Source organism: Mesorhizobium sp. M2A.F.Ca.ET.039.01.1.1, assembly GCF_003998035.1.
Lineage (GTDB): Bacteria > Pseudomonadota > Alphaproteobacteria > Rhizobiales > Rhizobiaceae > Mesorhizobium.
In genome coordinates, this window is the sequence record NZ_RZRY01000057.1 from 1 (window position 1) to 16,796 (window position 16,796).

19 protein-coding genes are annotated in these 16,796 nt (G+C 63.2%); 12 read left to right on the forward strand and 7 right to left on the reverse strand.

Annotated elements, in window-relative coordinates:
- Both EOA24_RS07435 and EOA24_RS07440 read left to right on the forward strand, forming a co-directional pair.
- On the forward strand, nt 1–333 hold a 333-nt coding region (locus EOA24_RS07435; RefSeq protein ID WP_281059878.1), incomplete at its 5' end, for a sarcosine oxidase subunit gamma family protein.
- A 170-nt stretch (nt 334–503) separates the two neighbouring features.
- Complete coding sequence (locus tag EOA24_RS07440; protein WP_126081416.1) at nt 504–719, forward strand: hypothetical protein; 216 nt, start codon at nt 504–506, stop codon at nt 717–719.
- An 88-nt stretch (nt 720–807) separates the two neighbouring features.
- On the opposite strand, the gene EOA24_RS07445 is transcribed toward EOA24_RS07440, so the two are convergent.
- The 6 genes from EOA24_RS07445 to EOA24_RS07470 all read right to left on the reverse strand — a co-directional run bounded on the left by EOA24_RS07445 (nt 808) and on the right by EOA24_RS07470 (nt 5,270).
- On the reverse strand, nt 808–1,041 hold the full coding sequence (locus EOA24_RS07445) for a DUF680 domain-containing protein (protein ID WP_126081417.1): 234 nt from the start codon (nt 1,039–1,041) through the stop codon (nt 808–810).
- Between the two features lie 165 nt (nt 1,042–1,206).
- On the reverse strand, nt 1,207–1,851 hold the full coding sequence (locus EOA24_RS07450) for a TetR/AcrR family transcriptional regulator (RefSeq protein ID WP_126081418.1): 645 nt from the start codon (nt 1,849–1,851) through the stop codon (nt 1,207–1,209).
- Nucleotides 1,852–2,060: 209 nt separating this feature from the next.
- A complete protein-coding gene (locus EOA24_RS07455) occupies nt 2,061–2,837 on the reverse strand; it encodes an SDR family oxidoreductase (RefSeq protein ID WP_126081419.1) in 777 nt (258 codons plus the stop codon).
- 16 nt (nt 2,838–2,853) lie between these two features.
- Entirely contained in the window at nt 2,854–3,891 is a 1,038-nt protein-coding gene (locus tag EOA24_RS07460; RefSeq protein WP_126081420.1) for a phosphotransferase, read from the reverse strand.
- The gene (locus EOA24_RS07465) at nt 3,888–4,373 is read right to left on the reverse strand and encodes a MaoC family dehydratase (RefSeq protein ID WP_281035842.1); all 486 of its coding nucleotides are present in this window, start codon (nt 4,371–4,373) and stop codon (nt 3,888–3,890) included. Before EOA24_RS07465 ends, EOA24_RS07460 begins: the two co-directional genes overlap by 4 nt.
- 81 nt (nt 4,374–4,454) lie before the next feature.
- Nucleotides 4,455–5,270, reverse strand: coding sequence for an SDR family oxidoreductase (locus tag EOA24_RS07470; RefSeq protein WP_126081422.1), 816 nt, complete (start codon nt 5,268–5,270; stop codon nt 4,455–4,457).
- Nucleotides 5,271–5,386: 116 nt separating this feature from the next.
- Between EOA24_RS07470 and EOA24_RS07475 the strand changes: the two genes are divergently transcribed.
- From EOA24_RS07475 to EOA24_RS07500, 6 genes are all read left to right on the forward strand, one after another.
- Nucleotides 5,387–6,628 carry an acyl-CoA dehydrogenase family protein gene (locus tag EOA24_RS07475; RefSeq protein ID WP_127249576.1) on the forward strand — a complete coding sequence of 414 codons (1,242 nt, stop codon included), beginning with the start codon at nt 5,387–5,389 and terminating at the stop codon, nt 6,626–6,628.
- Between the two features lie 5 nt (nt 6,629–6,633).
- Nucleotides 6,634–7,671 (forward strand): zinc-binding dehydrogenase, encoded by a 1,038-nt coding sequence (locus EOA24_RS07480; protein ID WP_126081423.1) that lies wholly within the window; start codon nt 6,634–6,636, stop codon nt 7,669–7,671.
- 375 nt (nt 7,672–8,046) lie between these two features.
- Nucleotides 8,047–9,033 (forward strand): glycosyltransferase 87 family protein, encoded by a 987-nt coding sequence (locus tag EOA24_RS07485; protein ID WP_245491144.1) that lies wholly within the window; start codon nt 8,047–8,049, stop codon nt 9,031–9,033.
- On the forward strand, nt 9,026–9,994 hold the full coding sequence (locus EOA24_RS07490; RefSeq protein WP_126081425.1) for a glycosyltransferase family 2 protein: 969 nt from the start codon (nt 9,026–9,028) through the stop codon (nt 9,992–9,994). The genes EOA24_RS07485 and EOA24_RS07490 overlap by 8 nt, the downstream gene beginning before the upstream one ends.
- Complete coding sequence (locus EOA24_RS07495) at nt 9,991–10,812, forward strand: ChbG/HpnK family deacetylase (RefSeq protein ID WP_126081426.1); 822 nt, start codon at nt 9,991–9,993, stop codon at nt 10,810–10,812. The genes EOA24_RS07490 and EOA24_RS07495 overlap by 4 nt, the downstream gene beginning before the upstream one ends.
- The gene (locus EOA24_RS07500) at nt 10,809–11,219 is read left to right on the forward strand and encodes a GtrA family protein (RefSeq protein ID WP_126081427.1); all 411 of its coding nucleotides are present in this window, start codon (nt 10,809–10,811) and stop codon (nt 11,217–11,219) included. The genes EOA24_RS07495 and EOA24_RS07500 overlap by 4 nt, the downstream gene beginning before the upstream one ends.
- Before the next feature lie 197 nt (nt 11,220–11,416).
- Here EOA24_RS07500 and EOA24_RS07505 read toward each other — a convergent pair whose 3' ends face one another.
- On the reverse strand, nt 11,417–12,241 hold the full coding sequence (locus tag EOA24_RS07505) for a MurR/RpiR family transcriptional regulator (protein ID WP_126081428.1): 825 nt from the start codon (nt 12,239–12,241) through the stop codon (nt 11,417–11,419).
- 146 nt (nt 12,242–12,387) lie between these two features.
- Between EOA24_RS07505 and EOA24_RS07510 the strand changes: the two genes are divergently transcribed.
- The 4 genes from EOA24_RS07510 to EOA24_RS07525 form a co-directional block, all read left to right on the forward strand.
- Nucleotides 12,388–13,206, forward strand: a complete 819-nt coding sequence (locus EOA24_RS07510; protein WP_126081429.1) for an N-formylglutamate amidohydrolase — start codon at nt 12,388–12,390, stop codon at nt 13,204–13,206.
- Between the two features lie 19 nt (nt 13,207–13,225).
- Nucleotides 13,226–14,788: an amino acid permease gene (locus EOA24_RS07515; RefSeq protein WP_126081430.1), complete on the forward strand. Its 1,563-nt coding sequence runs from the start codon at nt 13,226–13,228 to the stop codon at nt 14,786–14,788.
- 87 nt (nt 14,789–14,875) lie between these two features.
- Nucleotides 14,876–16,246: a glutamine synthetase family protein gene (locus EOA24_RS07520; RefSeq protein ID WP_127251683.1), complete on the forward strand. Its 1,371-nt coding sequence runs from the start codon at nt 14,876–14,878 to the stop codon at nt 16,244–16,246.
- A 182-nt stretch (nt 16,247–16,428) separates the two neighbouring features.
- Nucleotides 16,429–16,796 (forward strand): aldehyde dehydrogenase family protein (locus EOA24_RS07525; RefSeq protein WP_127409700.1); only part of this gene is annotated, 368 nt, incomplete at its 3' end.

The following is a 16,796-nucleotide window of genomic DNA, read 5'->3' on the forward strand; positions in this document are numbered from 1 at the left end:
GACGAATGGCTGGTCATCGACGAGGGCGGCAACGATCCGCTCGCCGACTGCGCCAAGGTGACGGCGCTGCATTCGGCGGTCGGCATCTCGCATCGCAATGTCGGGATTTCGGTTTCCGGGCCTGCTGCCGCGGCGACGGTCAATTCGGGCTGTCCGCAAGACCTGTCGCTCGAGGTTTTTCCGGTGGGTGCTGCCTCGCGCACCATTCTCGGCAAATCCGAGATCGTGCTGCTGCGCACCGCAGCCGATGCGTTCCGCGTGGAATGCTGGCGTTCCTTCTCGGACTATGTCTTTACTTTGCTGTCGGAAGCGGCGAGCGACGCGGCGAACTGATCCTCGCAGCAATTGGTGCGAGGAACCATCGCCGGTCCGCCTCGTTTCCACGATTCGAGCGATTGAGCGTTTGGCAAGACGCCCAATCGCTCAAAATATTGCTCTGAAGCAGTTCCGGACGGAAAACCGCTGCGCACTTTTCCTGGAACTGCTTATCGAGGAGATTGCCGATGCCGTCCAAAACCGCGCCGAAATCGCCCAAGAAGACTCCGGCCGTCCGCTCGCTGGAGCATGAAAGGCACGAGATCGAGGAAGAAGAACTCGAGGAAGGCCTCGAGGACACGTTTCCGGCCAGCGACCCGGTGTCGATCACGAGCACTTCCATCCCCGGCAGGCCGGCAAAGCCGGCCAAGGCCGTGCCAGGAACGAAACCGCGCAAGAAATAAGCCTGGGCCGATCGCTCGAGGCTATAGGCAAAACGAAAAAGGGCGGCCAAGTGCCGCCCGTTTTCGTATGAAATCTTACCAGTGGCGCTTACAGGCCGGGCACGAACCAAGGGTTTACGTCGATGCCAAGCTTCGGGCTCTTCGGCTGGGTCTTGGCGGTGTCCGCCTTATCGACCGAACCGGTGGCGGTGCAATCGAGGGTCACATTGGCATTGGTCTGGGTGCAAGCAGCCGGGGCATGCTTGGCCGGCTGGCTCGCGCCGGCAAAGGCGGCGCCCGAGAAAGCCAGAACGGCAGCCAGGGTGAGGATGATCTTCTTCATTTTCCGTCTCCAGTCGTACATGTACGATATAGCGTACAAATACGGTTAACGGAAACTGAATTCAAGAGGGAATTTGTACGTGTACGATAAATTTTCTTGAACGTAAGAATTCGTCGGCGCGAATCCAGGCGATGGGCTATCAGGGAAAAGCGCCGCAACCGGCGGTCAGCAGTTGACGGGTGTTTCGGTCAGCGAGGGGATATCCTGCACCGACAATGAGGCCAGCATGAAGTCGCACATCCGCTTCACATACGCCTGCGGATCACCGAACGGATAGAAGGGGAAGGTGATCAGCAGCGAAATCGTGCCGTGGCCGACGGTCCACAGCATGGTGGCGATAGCGCGCGGATCGCCCTTGAGCTTGCCGGCGGCCACGCAGGCCTCGACCCGCTTGATCAGCACCTTCATGGCGGGGTTGCCCGCTTCCATGTCCTCGTAGCTGCGGCCCTCGGGCAGCCGGGTCTTCTCGGTCATGAAGACGGTGCGGTATTCGTTTGGATTGCCAAGGCCGAAAGCGGCATATTCGGTCATCACCGCCTTGAGCGCCTCGATCGGATCGTCGGCGGGGTGTTCCTCGATGCGACGGGCGAGCGTTTCGAAAGCGTCCTCGGCGAGCGCGAACAGGATGTCCTGCTTATCGGCGAAATAGGAATAGACCGACATGGGCGCATAGCCGACGCGCTTGGCAAGCTTGCGGATGGTCAGGCCTTCGTAGCCCTCCTCCTGAACAAGCTTGTGAGCTGCCGCGACCAGCTCGGAGCGAAGCTCAGCCTTCTGCTTTTCGCGGCGTTTCTGAACGCTCAGCGTCAATGTGCGCTGCCTTTTGTCGTTGGTTGCCTGACGAAATTATATACGCTGTACGGAAACGGACAAGAGAGCAGGCTGGTTCCCTTGCGTGCGCTCCAACCTCTGTTAAACGCAATTCCAGACGGAAAACCGCTGAGGCACTTTTCCTGGAATTGCGCTTTGTCAGACGCAATTCCGGACGGAAAACCGCAAAACACTTTTCCTGGAATTGCTCAGATCGCCCCGATGCCGCCGTCGAGCGCCAAAGCATGGCCGGTCATGAAGGAATTGGCCGGGTCGGCGAGGAACAGGATGCCGGTCGTGATCTCGTCGACCTCGCCGATACGCTTCATCGGCACGCCGCGCGTGAGCTCGGCAAGCGCTTCGGCTTCGGGCGCTCCAGTGAAGCGGACGAAGCCGTCGACCATCGCCGTCCTGGTGTGCGCGGGACAGACGGCGTTGATGCGGATGCCCTTGCTGGCATATTCCACGGCGGCCGAGCGCGTCAGCCCGACGACGCCATGCTTGGCGGCGGCATAGACCGAAAGCTTGGGCGCGCCGGAGAGACCGGCGACGGAGGCGATGTTGACGATGACGCCGCCCTTGCCGTTTTCCCTGAACTGCCGCTCCATCCGAGGGATCTGGTGCTTCATGGCGTAGAAGACGCCGAGCAGGTCGACCTCCACCACGCGGCGCGCCTCCTCGGACGTGACCTGCGGCAGACGTACGAAGTTGTGCACGATGCCGGCATTGTTGACGGCGATGTCGAGCCGGCCGAATTTTTCGACGGCCAGTTTGACAAGATCCTCCGAGAGCTTTTCATCGGCGATGTTGCCGGCAAGGATCGCGGTCTGGGCGTCGAGGGTTGCGGCGAAATCGGCAAGCGCGGCCTCGTTGAGGTCGGAAAGAACCAGCTGCGCGCCTTCGACGGCAAAGGCCTTTGCCGCGCCGCTGCCGAGACCGCCTATCGCACCGGTGATCAGCACCGTCATCCCATCGAAACGGCCCATTTGTCCGCTCTCCGCTTCAGCTCTTCTTGTCGATCAGCTCCACCGCCAGCGCGGCAAGCAGTTTGACGGCCTCTCCGTAGGTCTTGGCCCTCTCGGGATTGGAGGCATTGCCGTCCAGCGCGCGGCGATAGACGCCCTGGCAGATCGCCGCCAGCCGAAAGAATGAGAAGGCCAGGAAGAAGGTCCAGTTGCCGATCTCGTCAAGGCTGCGCCGCTTGCAATAGGCCGCGACATAGGCCTCCTCGGACGGCAGGCCGGCGGCGACGCGGTCGACGCCGCCGAGGCCGCGAAAGCCCGAGGCATGCGGCAGCCGCCACTGCATGCATTGATAGGCGAGGTCGGCGAAGGGATGGCCGAGCGTCGACAGCTCCCAGTCGAGCACCGCGATGACTTTCGGCGCATCGAGCGCGAACATCATGTTGTCCAGCCGGTAGTCGCCATGGACGAGCGAAACGCGGCCGTCATCGGTCGGCATATGGGTCTCGAGCCACGCAACCAGCCTGTCAATATCGGCTATGGTTTCGGTTTCGGAGGCCCGGTACTGGCCGGCCCAGCGCGCAAGCTGGCGTTCGAAATAGCTGCCGGGTTTGCCGAAATCGCCAAGGCCGACCGCGTCCACATCGACATCGTGCAGGGCGGCGAGCGTGGCATTCATGGCATCGTAGATCGCTGCCCGCTCGTCATTGCCGGAAGCGTCCGGCAGCGACGGATCCCAGAAGACGCGGCCGTCGAGATATTCCATGACATAGAACATGCGGCCGATCGGCGATTCCTCGCCCGAGAGATGCAGCATGCGCGGCACGGGCACAGCCGTGCCGGCAAGCGCCCGCATCACCCGGAATTCGCGGTCGACCTGGTGCGCGGATTTCAGCAATTGTCCCGGCGGCTTGGCGCGCAGGACATAGCGGCCGCTGGCGGCGGTCAGGAGATAGGTCGGATTGGACTGTCCGGATTTGAATTTTTCAATGGCGGACAGACCGGCAAAACCCGGGACATGCGCCTCGAGATAGGGCGCAAGCGCCGCCTTGTCTATGGCACCGGCCTCGCCGCTCATGCGTTCTCAGGCTGACGCTCGATCAGCGTCAACGTCAGCCAACGAGCCGTCAGCGCCGGCTTCTTCGAGCCTTCGATCTCAATGGTCACGTCATGCGCCGTCTGCACCCAGCCGGATGGCCTCACCTTGACGTCGGCCAGCACGAAACGGGTGCGGATGCGGGCGCCCGTCTTCACCGGCGCCAGGAAGCGCAGCGTATCGAAGCCGTGGTTGACGCCCATCTTGGTGTTTTCCAGCGGCGGCATGGTCTCGAAGGTCATGGCCGACAAAAGCGACAGCGACAGAAAGCCATGCGCGATGGTGCCGCCGAACGGCGTCTCGCGCTCGGCGCGCTCCGGATCGCAATGGATGAACTGGTGGTCGTCGGTCGCATCGGCGAACTGGTCGATCATGCGCTGTGTCACCGTTCGCCAGGGCGAGACGCCGACCTCCTTGCCGACGCTTGCCAGAAGCGTATCGAGACTGATCGGTTCCACGCTCATGTCCTCCGCACCCCCGCCCGGATTCCTTGAACCGGGCATCTTATTCCTTGAACCCCGCCCGGATTCCTTGAATCGGGCGTCTTACTCCTTGAACAACGTCATTCCATGCTGCACCGACTGGCCGCCGTCGATAGGCAGGATGGCGCCGGTGACATAGCTTCCGGCACGGCTGCACAAATAAAGCGTTGCGCCGGCAATGTCATCCGCCACGCCGATGCGGCCGAGCGGAACATGGTTACCAACATGTTTCGCCTGCTCCTCGGTCGCTGTGGCGAAGGCCGTCATACGGCTCTGGAAAGGACCGGGGGCAAAGGCGTTGACGGTGATGCGGCGGGCGGCGAATTCGATCGCCAGCGTGCGCGTCAGATGATGCACGGCGGCCTTGGAGGCGGCGTAGGAATAGGCGTCGTCGGCAAGCGGCTGGGTGCCCATCACCGAGCCGAGATTGATCACGCGGGCCGGATCCTCGTCGCTTGCCGCCGCGTCAAGCAGCGGCAAAAGCTCCCGCGTCAGGTGGAAGACCGCGGTGACATTGACGCCGAACACCTTGGCCCAGGCGTGATAGGGGAAATCCTGCAGCGGCGCGCCCCAGGAAATGCCGGCATTGTTGACCAGGATATGCAGGCGCTCCGTGCGCGCCTTCACCTCAGTGACAAGAGCGGCGATGCCAGCTTCGCTGGACACGTCGCCGGCAAAGCCCTCGGCCTGGCCGGAGCCGCCGAGCGCGTTCAATTCGTTAGCGACTTTTGCGCAATCCTCGCCCTTGCGCGAGGCGATCATCACATGGGCGCCGGCGCGGACCAAGCCGGTCGCCACCATGCGGCCAATGCCGGTCGCCGCGCCCGTCACCAGCGCGGTCTTGCCGGCGACCGAGAACAGCTTGTCCAGATAGCTCATTGCATTCCTCCGCACCCCCGGTCAAACCGGCGAGGGGACTCGCGTTGACAAGGCTAGCCGAAGTACGGTCATCCTTGCCACGGGTAAAGATTTATCTGCGAAAGGGACCGGAAGCGATGGCGGACATGAATCTCGGCATGACCGAGCGGCTGAAGCCGATCCACCAGCGTGTAGCGGCTATGGTTCGCGACGAGATCGCGCCACTCGGGGAGGAGTTTCTGGCCGAAATCGGCAAGGAGGGCGACCGCTGGGCCTACACCGCCAGGCAGACCGAAATCCTCGAAGGCTTGAAGAAGACGGCGCGGGAGCGCGGGTTGTGGAACTTCTGGCTGACCGATTCCAAACGCGGCTACGGTCTTTCCACCGTCGAATATGCCTATCTGGCAGAGGAGATGGGCAAGGCGCATCTCGGCGCCGAGACCTTCAACTGCTCGGCGCCCGACACCGGCAACATGGAGGTGCTGGAGCGCTACGGCTCGGAGGCGCACAAGCGGGACTGGCTGGAGCCGCTGCTCGAGGGGAAGATCCGCTCGGCCTATCTGATGACCGAGCCGGATGTTGCCTCCTCGGACGCGACCAACATCTCGATGCGCTGCGAGCGACAGGGCGGCGATTATGTGCTGAACGGCGAGAAATGGTGGGCGTCCGGCGCCGGCGATCCGCGCTGCGCCATCTATATCGTCATGGTCAGGACCGGATCGGACGAGGAGCCGCAGCATCGCCGGCATTCGATGATCCTGGTGCCTTCCGACAGCAAGGGCGTCACCAAATTGCGGCCGATGCAGGTCTATGGCGACGATGACGCCCCGCACGGCCATATGCATCTGAGATTCGAGAATGTGCGAGTGCCGGCGGCGAACCTCATCCTCGGCGAGGGCAGGGGCTTCGAGATCGCGCAGGGGCGGCTGGGGCCGGGCCGCATCCATCATTGCATGCGCGCCATCGGCCAGGCCGAGATGGCGCTGGAGATGCTGTGCCAGCGCTCGGTGCGGCGCGAGGCCTTCGGCCAGTCGCTGGCCAAGCTCGGCGCCAATTTCGACATCATCGCCGAATGCCGCATGGAGATTGAGATGGCGCGGCTCTTGTGCCTGAAGGCGGCGTGGATGATCGACCAGGGAGACGCGCGCGCGGCCGCCCCCTGGATCAGCCAGATCAAGGTGGTGGCGCCCCGCGTCGCGCTGAAGGTCACCGACGAGGCGGTGCAGATGTTCGGCGCGCAAGGCATCAGCCAGGACACGCCGCTCGCCCGCTCGTGGACGCATCTGCGGACGCTGCGGCTGGCGGACGGGCCGGACGCCGTGCACCGGCGCCAGGTGGCGCGCACGGAACTGAAGAAATACACGCAGGAAAAGGTCTGACAGCCATGACGCTTCCATCGCAAATGCGAGGTCTGCTGCTTGTCGGCGACGGTTACACCAGAACGCCTTCGGCGGCCGCGCTGGAAGCGATGGAGCCTTACCTTGAGCCCGGCAGCATAGCCGTGCCGGAGCCGGGGCCGACACAGGCGCTGATCAAGGTCAGCCTCGCCTCGATCAACCCCTCCGACATTGCCTTCATCAAGGGCCAGTACGGCCAGCCGCGGGTCAAGGGCCGTCCGGCAGGTTTCGAGGGCGTCGGCATGGTCGTCGCCACCGGCGATGTCCCGTACGCAAAAAGCCTGACGGGCAAGCGGGTCGCCTTCGCCACTGGCGTGTCGAACTGGGGGGCGTGGGCGGAGTATGCGGTTGCCGAGGCCGCGTCCTGCATCCCGCTCATCGACACGGTGCGCGACGAGGATGGCGCCGCGATGATCGTCAATCCGCTGACCGCCTTGGCCATGTTCGACATCGTCAGGGAGGAGGGCGAAAAGGCCTTCGTCATGACCGCAGGCGCCAGCCAGCTCTGCAAGCTGATCATCGGGCTGGCGAAAGAGGCGGGTTTCCGGCCGATCGTCACCGTGCGCCGTGACGAGCAGATCCAACTGCTGAAGGACCTCGGCGCCGCCCATGTGCTCAATGAGAAGGCGGCGGATTTCGAGGCCGTGCTGCGCGAAACCATGAAGGCCGAGCAGCCGCGCATCTTCCTCGACGCGGTCACCGGCCCGCTGGCTTCAACTATCTTCAGTGCCATGCCGAAGCGGGCACGCTGGATCGTCTATGGCCGGCTCGACGCCGAGCCGACGGTAATCCGCGAGCCGGGGCAACTGATCTTCCAGCACAAACGCGTCGAGGGTTTCTGGCTGGCTGAATGGATGCGCCAGTTCCGCGACAGGCTGGGGCCGGCGGTGCTGGAGGCGGAGAAGCGCTTTTCCGACGGACGCTGGTCGACCGACGTCACGGCGGTCGTGCCGCTGGACGAGGCGATGGCACGGCTGCCGGCGGAGCTCGCAAAGCCCAACGGAAAGGTGTTCATCAGGCCCTAAACTGCTGGGCGCCGATTTGAACACAAAGCTGTGATCGGCAAGGGAGCGGCCGAAAAACGCCGTTGTCTCGCCTTCCGTTGCCACGCGCTGGCAACGGTCACGCTCGGATGTTCTATTTCATTTCGATGTGATATCTGGCCGGCGCTTGAGGCCAAACGGCGATGGGAAAGCCGTTCTGGTCGGAATGCGGGGTGCGCTATGATGGTAACCAAGCCGGTTTTCGACCGTTTGGGGTTTTGGCTTTGGGTCGGGTCGTTTCTGATTGTGCTTAGCCTGGCGCTGTGGTCGCCCGACGCGCGTTCGGTGGTCCATATCTATAGACATGGCAGCGAAGCTTTTCTCGGCGGAGAACCGCTGTATCAGGTCGAAGTCGCCATGGGGTACCTATATGCTCCCGCCTTCGCTGTCCTCTATGTTCCGCTGCTGAAGCTCGGGCCGTATCTGGGCAATGTTTTGTGGCACATGCTGGGCTTCGGGGTGCTTACCTTTGCCGCGATGCGCCAGGTCCGTAAGGTGGGCGGCGAGGAGCAGACATGGCTCCTGTCTTTCGGTCTCTTCCTCGCCCTGCCGGTTTCGCTGGCAGCGCTTCGCAACGGCCAGGCGACGATCCTGCTTACCGGGGCGTGCTGGTTTCTGACGCTGTCGGCACTCGAGGGGCGCCGCGCCGAATGCTTCTTCTGGGCCATGCTTGCGATCATCGCCAAGCCGACCGCGATCATCATGCTGCTGCTGGCGGGAGCGCTGCGCCCCAGATTGATACCGGCGCTGGTGCTGGCGGTCCTCGTCGTGCTCGCCATCCCCTATGGCTTTGCATCGACGGACTATATCAACGCGCAATATCACGATTTCTTCCGGCTGCTGACTTCGATGACGGTCGATCCAACCGGCCCCTTCGTTCCGGCCGACTTCACGGCGCCGTTCACGCGGTTTGGGATGCCGATCCCTGAATCCGTGGCGACGATCCTGCGCGTCGTCGCCGGTTTGCTCACACTTTGGCTGGTGCTCCAGTTCGATAGGCTGGACTCCAACCTCGGCGGACTCGCCATCTTCCGCGCCGCGGCATTCTACATGTGCGTCTTCAATCCGCGTGTCGAGCAGAACACCTATGCCATGGTGGCAGTGCCCGCGGGTCTCTCCATCGCCTTGCTTTGGCGGGAAAAGGGAGCCGGTGCCGTGCGCTGGTTCCTGGCAACGCTCCTCTTCGTCACCGGACTGACCAGTGTCGATCTGCGACTGCACGACCTTTTCCATCTGTGGTTCCGACCGCTCAGCGTCAGCATAATTGCCTGCGTGCTCATCGGCTGGCTCTGGACGCGAGGCAGACAGAAGGCGCCAGCCGCGGGAGCCGTCGCCCGTGGCTGAGAGGCTCGACGTCATCGCGCCGTTCTTCAACGAGGCCGAATCCGCGATTGCCTTCGTCGGGCTGCTCGACAGGCTCGAGGCTGCCGTGGTGGAGCGCTTCGGCCTGACGGTGCGCAAGATCCTCGTCGATGACGGCAGCCACGACGGCAGCGCCGAGACTTTCGCGGCGGCCCTGTCAGGTTCCTGGGAGATCGTGCGGCTCAGCCGCAATTTCGGCAAGGAAGCCGCGGTGCTCGCCGGGCTCGACCATTCCCGCGGCGACCTGGTCCTGATCATGGACTCCGACCTCCAGCATTCCATGGACATCAGCCTGAAGATGATCGGCGAGCTGGTCGACGATCCGGAGATCGATGTCGTTTATGCGCAGAACGATCGGCGGGAGGGCAGTTGGCGGCGCAGCCAGCTGGCGCGGCTTTTCTACAAGCTGATCAACAGCAGCCAGCGCTTCGATATCCCCGAAAATGCCGGGGACTTCCGCGTCATGCGCGGCGCCGTGGCGCGCGCCCTGACCAGCGTGCGCGACAAGCGTCGCTTCAACAAAGGCCTGTTCGCCTGGGCGGGCTTTCGCCAGAAGGCGGTGCTTTATTCGCCGGAAAGCCGCGCCAGCGGCACGTCGAAATGGAGCCGGTTCAACCTGATCGCGTTCTCGCTCGAAGGGTTCACCTCGTTTTCCGTGATCCCGCTGCGCATCATCAGCCTCATCGGATTGCTGGCGGCATTTGCCGGTCTCGCCTATGGCGTGAAAGTGGTCTTCGAGGTGCTGTTCTATGGCATCGCCGTGCCCGGCTATCCAAGCATCATGGTCGCCGTCGTGTTGCTGGGCGGCCTCAACCTGGCGCTGCTCGGCCTGATCGGCGAATATGTCTGGGTCACGCTCAGTGAAAGCAAGGACCGGCCCGTCTACATCGTGCGCGACGTGCTGCATGGCAATGCCGCCGAGCAGGTTGCTCCCGACAGATGACCAGGTCGATCCGCCTGATCGCCGACGATTATGGGCTGGCGCCGGGAGTCTCGAGCGCGATCCTCGACCTGATCGAGCGCGGCCGCCTGACCGGAACCGGATGCATGACCGGTTTTCCCGAATGGGAAGAGGCGGCGGCGCGCATCAGGCCGTTCCGCCGTCGGGCTGCCGTCGGGCTGCATCTGACCCTCACCGATCAGGCCGCCGCGACCAGTTCGTCGAGCCTGGCGCCGGAAGGCAGGCTGCCGGGGCTCGCCTCCCTCGCGCTGCCGGTGCGGCGCGGGCGTATCGACGAGCCGGACGTTCATGCCGAGCTCGACGCCCAGTACGACCGCTTCGTCGAAGCGCTGGAAGGCCCGCCCGACTATATCGACGGACACCAGCATGTGCATTTTCTTCCCGTGGTACGGAATTGGCTGCTCGCGCGGTTCGGGGCAAGCGCGGGCAAACCGGCGCTGCGAGGGGCGCCGGGACTTCCGGGCATGGATGCTGCGGCGGCGAAGGTCGCGGCGGTCGCCGCTCTGGCCGCAGGGTTCAACGGAGCGATGCGCCGGGCCGGCTTTAGCGTCTTGACGCCGCTTTCCGGGATCTATGACTGGCGGCAGCCGGAGAGGTTCGCTTCAACGCTGCGCGCCGCGATCAAGACCTTGCCCGAACAAGGGGTGTTCATGTGCCATCCGGGCCATGTCGATGACATTTTGCGGGCGCGAGACCCGATGCAGGCCGCGCGCGAGGTTGAGTACGCGGTTCTTTCCTCGCAGGATTTCGGCGACATCCTCGACAAGGCCGGAGCCCACGTCATGGATGGTAGCGCATGAGCAATGCCGGCCAGCCGCAGCGTTCGACCGGCAACAAGATCGTCCGCTTCGCTCTTGTCGGACTGGTCAACACCGGCATCGACCTCACCGCATTCTACCTGCTGCTCAAGCTCACGGCGCCGGCTTTGGCCGCCAATGTCGGCGCCTGGTTCGTCGCGGTTCTCTTTTCCTTCGTTGCGAACCGCTTCTGGTCGTTCGAGCGGGACCCGGACATACGGCTGCACCATTCCTTCCTGCGCTTCGTGTCGCTGGGCGCGTTGATCTCGCTGGGCGTTTCCAGTCTCTCGATCGCGGCGCTGGCAGGAGCCATCGGCGTGTGGCCGGCCAAGATCATCGGCGTCGTGGTGGCGGCCGTGCTGAATTTCCTGGCCGCGCGCTGGTCGATCGAGGGGCGGTTGTTGAGGTGAGTCCAAGGACTTCGCTGCCCGGCCGGCTGGATGTTGGGACCCGATCCATTAATCTGTCTGCGCCGGACGCGGTCCCGATCCCTGCCGCACTTTCGTGAAGGCCTAATGCATGTCGCCCAAAAGTGCGCAGCGGTTTTGGACCACGACATGCATAGAAACAACAAGCTGAAGCACTGAGGCCGTTCAGACGCGACGCGCTAGCGCAAGCTCTCCAGATCGCGGATGCGCTTGGCGCCGGCGGCTTCCAATTGCCTCGTCACAGCGCCAATCAGGGTTTCGGCGACGACGAACAGAGCGGCGGACGAATCCCAGGCCGAAGGCACGGCAGTGCGTCCGGCGATCACATGGCGGGCGAAGCGGGCGATCGGCGACAGCCATTGGTCGGTAAAGAGGATGATCTGCACGCCGCGGTGATGCGCCTTCTCGGCGAAGCGGACGAGGCTTTCCTGGTAGCGGCGGATGTCGAAGATCACCAGGACGTCGCGCTTGCCCATGTCGATCAGGCGGTCGCGCCAGATGCTCTCCTGGCCGGCGAGGTGATAGACATCCGGCTGGATGATGGCGAGATGGGCGGCCATGTAGCGCGCCAGCGGATCGGTGAAGCGGCCGCCGATGAGGAAGGTCTTGCCGCGCCGCTCGGCAAGCCGCGCCGCGATGTCGGCCAGCTGTTTGTCGGTGAGGTGGCGGAAGGTCTCGCGCAAATTGTCGAGCGTCGCCTCCAGCATCGGCGAGACGGCGCCGCCGGCCGAGCCCGGATTGAGCGTGCGCGAGGCGGGCGACTGCAATTGCGCGGCCAGCTCATCCTGCAACGCCGACTGGAATTCGGGGTAGTTCTGGAAACCCAGCCTGGCGACGAAACGCAGGATCGTCGGCGAGGACACGCCGGCCGCGGCCGAGAATTCGGCGACGGTCTTCAGCCCGGTCATAGGATAGTTGGCAATCAGCGTCTGGGCGGCGCGGCGCTCGCCGGCCGGCATCGCGCCGATGCGGTCGGAGATCAGTTCGGCAATGCTGGAAATCATGGTTTTCCCCCACCCGTTGACCCGTCGCCGCCGTTTTCCCGAATTCGCGTTTGACAAAGCCGGTCAAACTGTATGAAATCATTCACCGGGACGCAATGAGGCAAAATACGTAACATAAGATACAGCGCTCCCGAGGGGACGGCAGTATGGAGAAAGCATGGCCCGCCAGCCTTGCACCGTCGGAGACCGTAAGGGTGACCAACCCTGGCGGCTCGAGCCCCTTCGTCTTCACCTGCGACCACGCCTCGAACTTCCTGCCAGCCGAATTCGGCACGCTGGGGCTGTCCCTTGAAGACCTTTCCCGCCACATCGCCTGGGATCCCGGCGCGCTGCCCGTCGCCAGCCGCATGGCCGAGGCGCTCGACGCCACTTTGGTCGAGACCCGTGTGTCGCGCCTCGTCATCGACTGCAACCGGCCGCTCGACGCGCCCGACCTCGTGCCGCCGGTCAGCGAGACGACAGTCATTCCGGGAAATTCCGGCCTGTCCGATAAGCAGCGCGCCGCGCGGGTCGACCTTGCCTGGCGCCCGTTTCATGACGCCATCTCCGGGATCGTCGACCGGCGGCTGGCGCGTGGACAGGAGACGCGGCTGGTCTCGGTGCACTCCTTCACGCCGGTCTACAAGGGCAAGAGCCGGCCCTGGCATATCGGCATCATCCATGATGACGACCGCAGGTTGGCGGCGCCGCTGATATCGGCGTTGCAGCGGCTTTCGGGCGTCACCGTCGGCGTCAACGAACCCTATTCGCCGGCCGACCGCGTCTACTTCACGCTGGAGCGGCATGCGCGCACGCGCGGCCTTGCCTGCGCGATGATCGAAATCCGCAACGACGAAATCGCCGGCGACACCGGGCAGCGGAAATGGGCGGATCTGCTCACAGGCATATTCTCGAATCTGGAGCCTGAGGAGGCCAGGGGCTCCCGACAACGCGCAATGGGAAAGTCAGTACAGTCGGCCAGTTAAGAACCAACAGGGGACTAAAATGTCAGCGCAAGACTATACGGAACACGACAAGCACGAGGACTTAAAGGTCCTCCACGGAATGGGCTATGCCCAAGAATTGTCGCGAAGCATGAGCCGCTTCTCGAACTTCGCGATCTCCTTCTCGATCATCTGCATTCTTTCAGGCGGCATCAACTCCTTCGCCCAGGCGACGTCTTCGATCGGCGGCGCCGGCGCGGGCATAGGCTGGATCGTCGGCTGCGCCGTTTCCGGGTTCTTCGCCCTTGCCATGGCGCAGATCGCCTCGGCGTTCCCGACAGCGGGCGGTCTCTATCATTGGGCCTCGATCCTCGGCAACCGGTTCACCGGCTGGCTCACCGCCTGGCTCAACCTGCTCGGCCTGATCACCGTGCTAGGCGCCATCAACATCGGCACAGCGTTCTTCTTCACCGGAACATTCGGGAGCTGGTTCGGGATGACCGGAACGCCGGGGGAAATTGTCGGGTTCGTCGCTTTCATTACCGTGCTGCAGGCTTTGCTCAATCATTTTGGCATCAAGCTGACAGCCCTGCTGACCGATGCTTCCGGCTTCATCATTCTCGGCACAACTGCGGTGTTGATCGTGGCCTGCCTGGTGTTTGCCCCGGCGATCGACGTCACCCGGCTTTGGACCTTCACCAACTATTCAGGTGACGCTGGCGGCGGCGTTTTTCCGCAGACCGACTCTATGAGCTATCTCTTCCTGCTCTGCCTGCTTTTGCCGGTCTACACCATCACGGGATATGATGCTTCGGCACACACATCGGAAGAGACACTGAAGGCCGCGCACTCGGTTCCGCGGGCGATTGTTTCATCCGTGGTCTGGTCCTCACTGATTGGCTGGGTGATGCTATGCGCCATCGTTCTGGCGATCCCGGATCTGGCGGCGGGCGCAAAGCAGGGCTGGAACGTCTTTTTCGCCACGATGGACGCGATTCTGCCGGTATGGCTGAAGGAGCTGCTCTATCTGGGTATCCTGATCGCGCAGTTTCTGTGCGGTCTCGCCACGGTGACCTCGGCCTCGCGCATGTTGTTCGCCTTCTCTCGCGACGGCGGCATGCCGGTCGGGTCGGCCGGGCTCGCCAAGGTCAGCCCAGCCTGGCGCACGCCGGTCAACGCGATCTGGACCGCTGCGGTCCTCGAGATCATCTATGTCTTCCTTGCCCAGTTCATCTCGATTGGCGGCACCAACATCTACACCATCGTCGTCAATTCGACGCTGGTCTTCCTGTTCCTGTCCTTCATCATTCCGATCGTGCTCGGCATGATGGCTTTCGGAACTTCGAAGTGGCCGAACCCGGGCCCGTGGAACCTCGGCGGTGGCGTTTTCAAGCTGTTCTGCATTCTGTCGATTATCGGCATGGCGATCATCTTCTACATCGCGGTTCAACCGCCAAACGACAAGGTGCTCTACATCACCATCGGCTTCATCATCTTGACCGCCGTGCTCTGGTTCGGCTTCGAGAACCGCCGCTTCCAGGGTCCGCCGATCGGTGAGCAGATAGCGGCGCGCCAGGCGGCGATCAAGGCGGCCGAGCAGGCGGTCGGCGAGACCGGCAACTGACCTTCGCTTCATGACCATGGCCGGCGCAATGCCGGCCATGGTCTCGTTTTTTCCCTTTCAAATCGACAGCACTGGAGCGCCAAAGGAATGGCCGGGAATTTCTCGTTCGATCAGTTGAAGAAGGCGGTCTCGAACGGCGAGATCGACACGGTGCTGGCCTGCATCGTCGATATGCAGGGCCGGCTCTCGGGAAAACGCTTCCTGGCCCAGTATTTCGTCGATTCCGCGCATGGCGAGACGCATGGCTGCAACTATCTGCTCGCCTGCGACATCGATATGGAGCCGGTACCGGGCTACAAGGCGGCGAGCTGGTCGAAGGGCTATGGCGACTTCGTCATGAAGCCCGACCTGTCGACGCTCCGGCGCATTCCGTGGCTGGAGAAGACGGCGCTGGTTATTTGCGATGTGCTCGACCATCACACGCATGAGGATCTTGGGCACTCACCCCGCGCGATCCTCAAGAAACAAGTCAAGCGCCTGCAGGAGCGCGGCTATATCGGCTATTTCGCCTCCGAGCTCGAATTCTACCTGTTCAGCGAAACCTACGAGTCGGCCCGCAAGAAGCACTGGCAGGGGCTCGACAGCGCCTCGCCCTATATCGGCGACTACCAGATCGGCATCACCACCAAGGAAGAAGGCGTCATGCGCCGGCTTCGCAACGAGATGGAGGCGGCCGGCATTCCGATCGAGAACTCCAAGGGCGAGTGGGGCCCCGGCCAGGAAGAGATCAATGTGCGCTATGCCGAAGCGCTCGACATGGCCGACCGCCACGTCATCCTGAAGAACGGCGCCAAGGAAATCGCCGATTCCGAAGGCAAGGCCATCTCCTTCATGGCCAAGTACAATTACGGGCTCGCCGGCAATTCCAGCCACATCCACAATTCGCTGTGGAGCGCCGACGGCAAGACGCCGCTGTTCTTCGACAAGAAGGCCGAGTGGACGCTGTCGAGCCTCGGCCAGCAATGGGCGGCCGGCCAGCTCAAATACGCCAAGGAGTTCACCTGGTTCCTGGCGCCCTACATCAACTCCTACAAGCGCTTCCAGGCAGGCACCTTCGCGCCGACCAAGATCATGTGGAGCGAGGACAATCGCACCGCAGGCTTCCGGCTCTGCGGCGAGGGCACCAAGGGCATCCGCATGGAATGCCGCATCGGCGGCGCCGACCTCAATCCTTATCTCGCCTTCGCGGCGCTGATCGCGTCGGGCCTCGCCGGCATTGACGAGAAGCTGGAACTGCAGAAGCCTTTCGTCGGCGATGCCTACCAGGCCTCGCGACTTCCCGAGATCCCGAAGACGCTGCGCGACGCGACCGAGACGCTGGCCAAGTCGAAGATGCTGAAGCAGGCCTTCGGCGAGGAGGTAATCGAGCACTATGTGCACACCGCCCGCTGGGAGCAGTTCGAATACGACCGCCGCATCACGGATTGGGAACTGCATCGGGGCTTCGAGCGGTATTAAGCTGCCGCGTCAGCGTCGGCACTGCCCATCACCCTTAACCTCTCCCGTGAGGACGAGGAGAGGGGTAGCGGGCGTCGGAACGCTTCCCTTCTCCCCGTCACTATGCGGGAGAAGGTGCCGGCAAGCGGATGAGGGCAGGCCATGCGCATATCGATTGTTGTAAAACTGCGAGGACTTATAAAATGACCGAAACGGTCAAGCTGAAATCCCCCATCGACGGCTCGATCTATGCCGAGCGGCCGGTCGCGACCGACCACGCGATCAACGCGGCGGTCGAGCGCGCCAGGGCGGCGCGGGAGAAATGGGCCGAAACGCCGGTCGTCGAGCGCGGCAAATACATGCTGGCGATGCTCGAGGCGCTGTTCGCCATGACCGACGAGATCGTGCCGGAGATCGCCTGGCAGATGGGGCGGCCGGTGCGCTACGGCGGCGAGTTCGGCGGCGTCAAGGAACGCACCAACTACATGGTCGAGATCGCTGAACAGGCACTCAAGCCGGTCATGGCCTCCAATCCGAAGGAGGGTTTTCGGCGCTATGTGAAGAAGGTGCC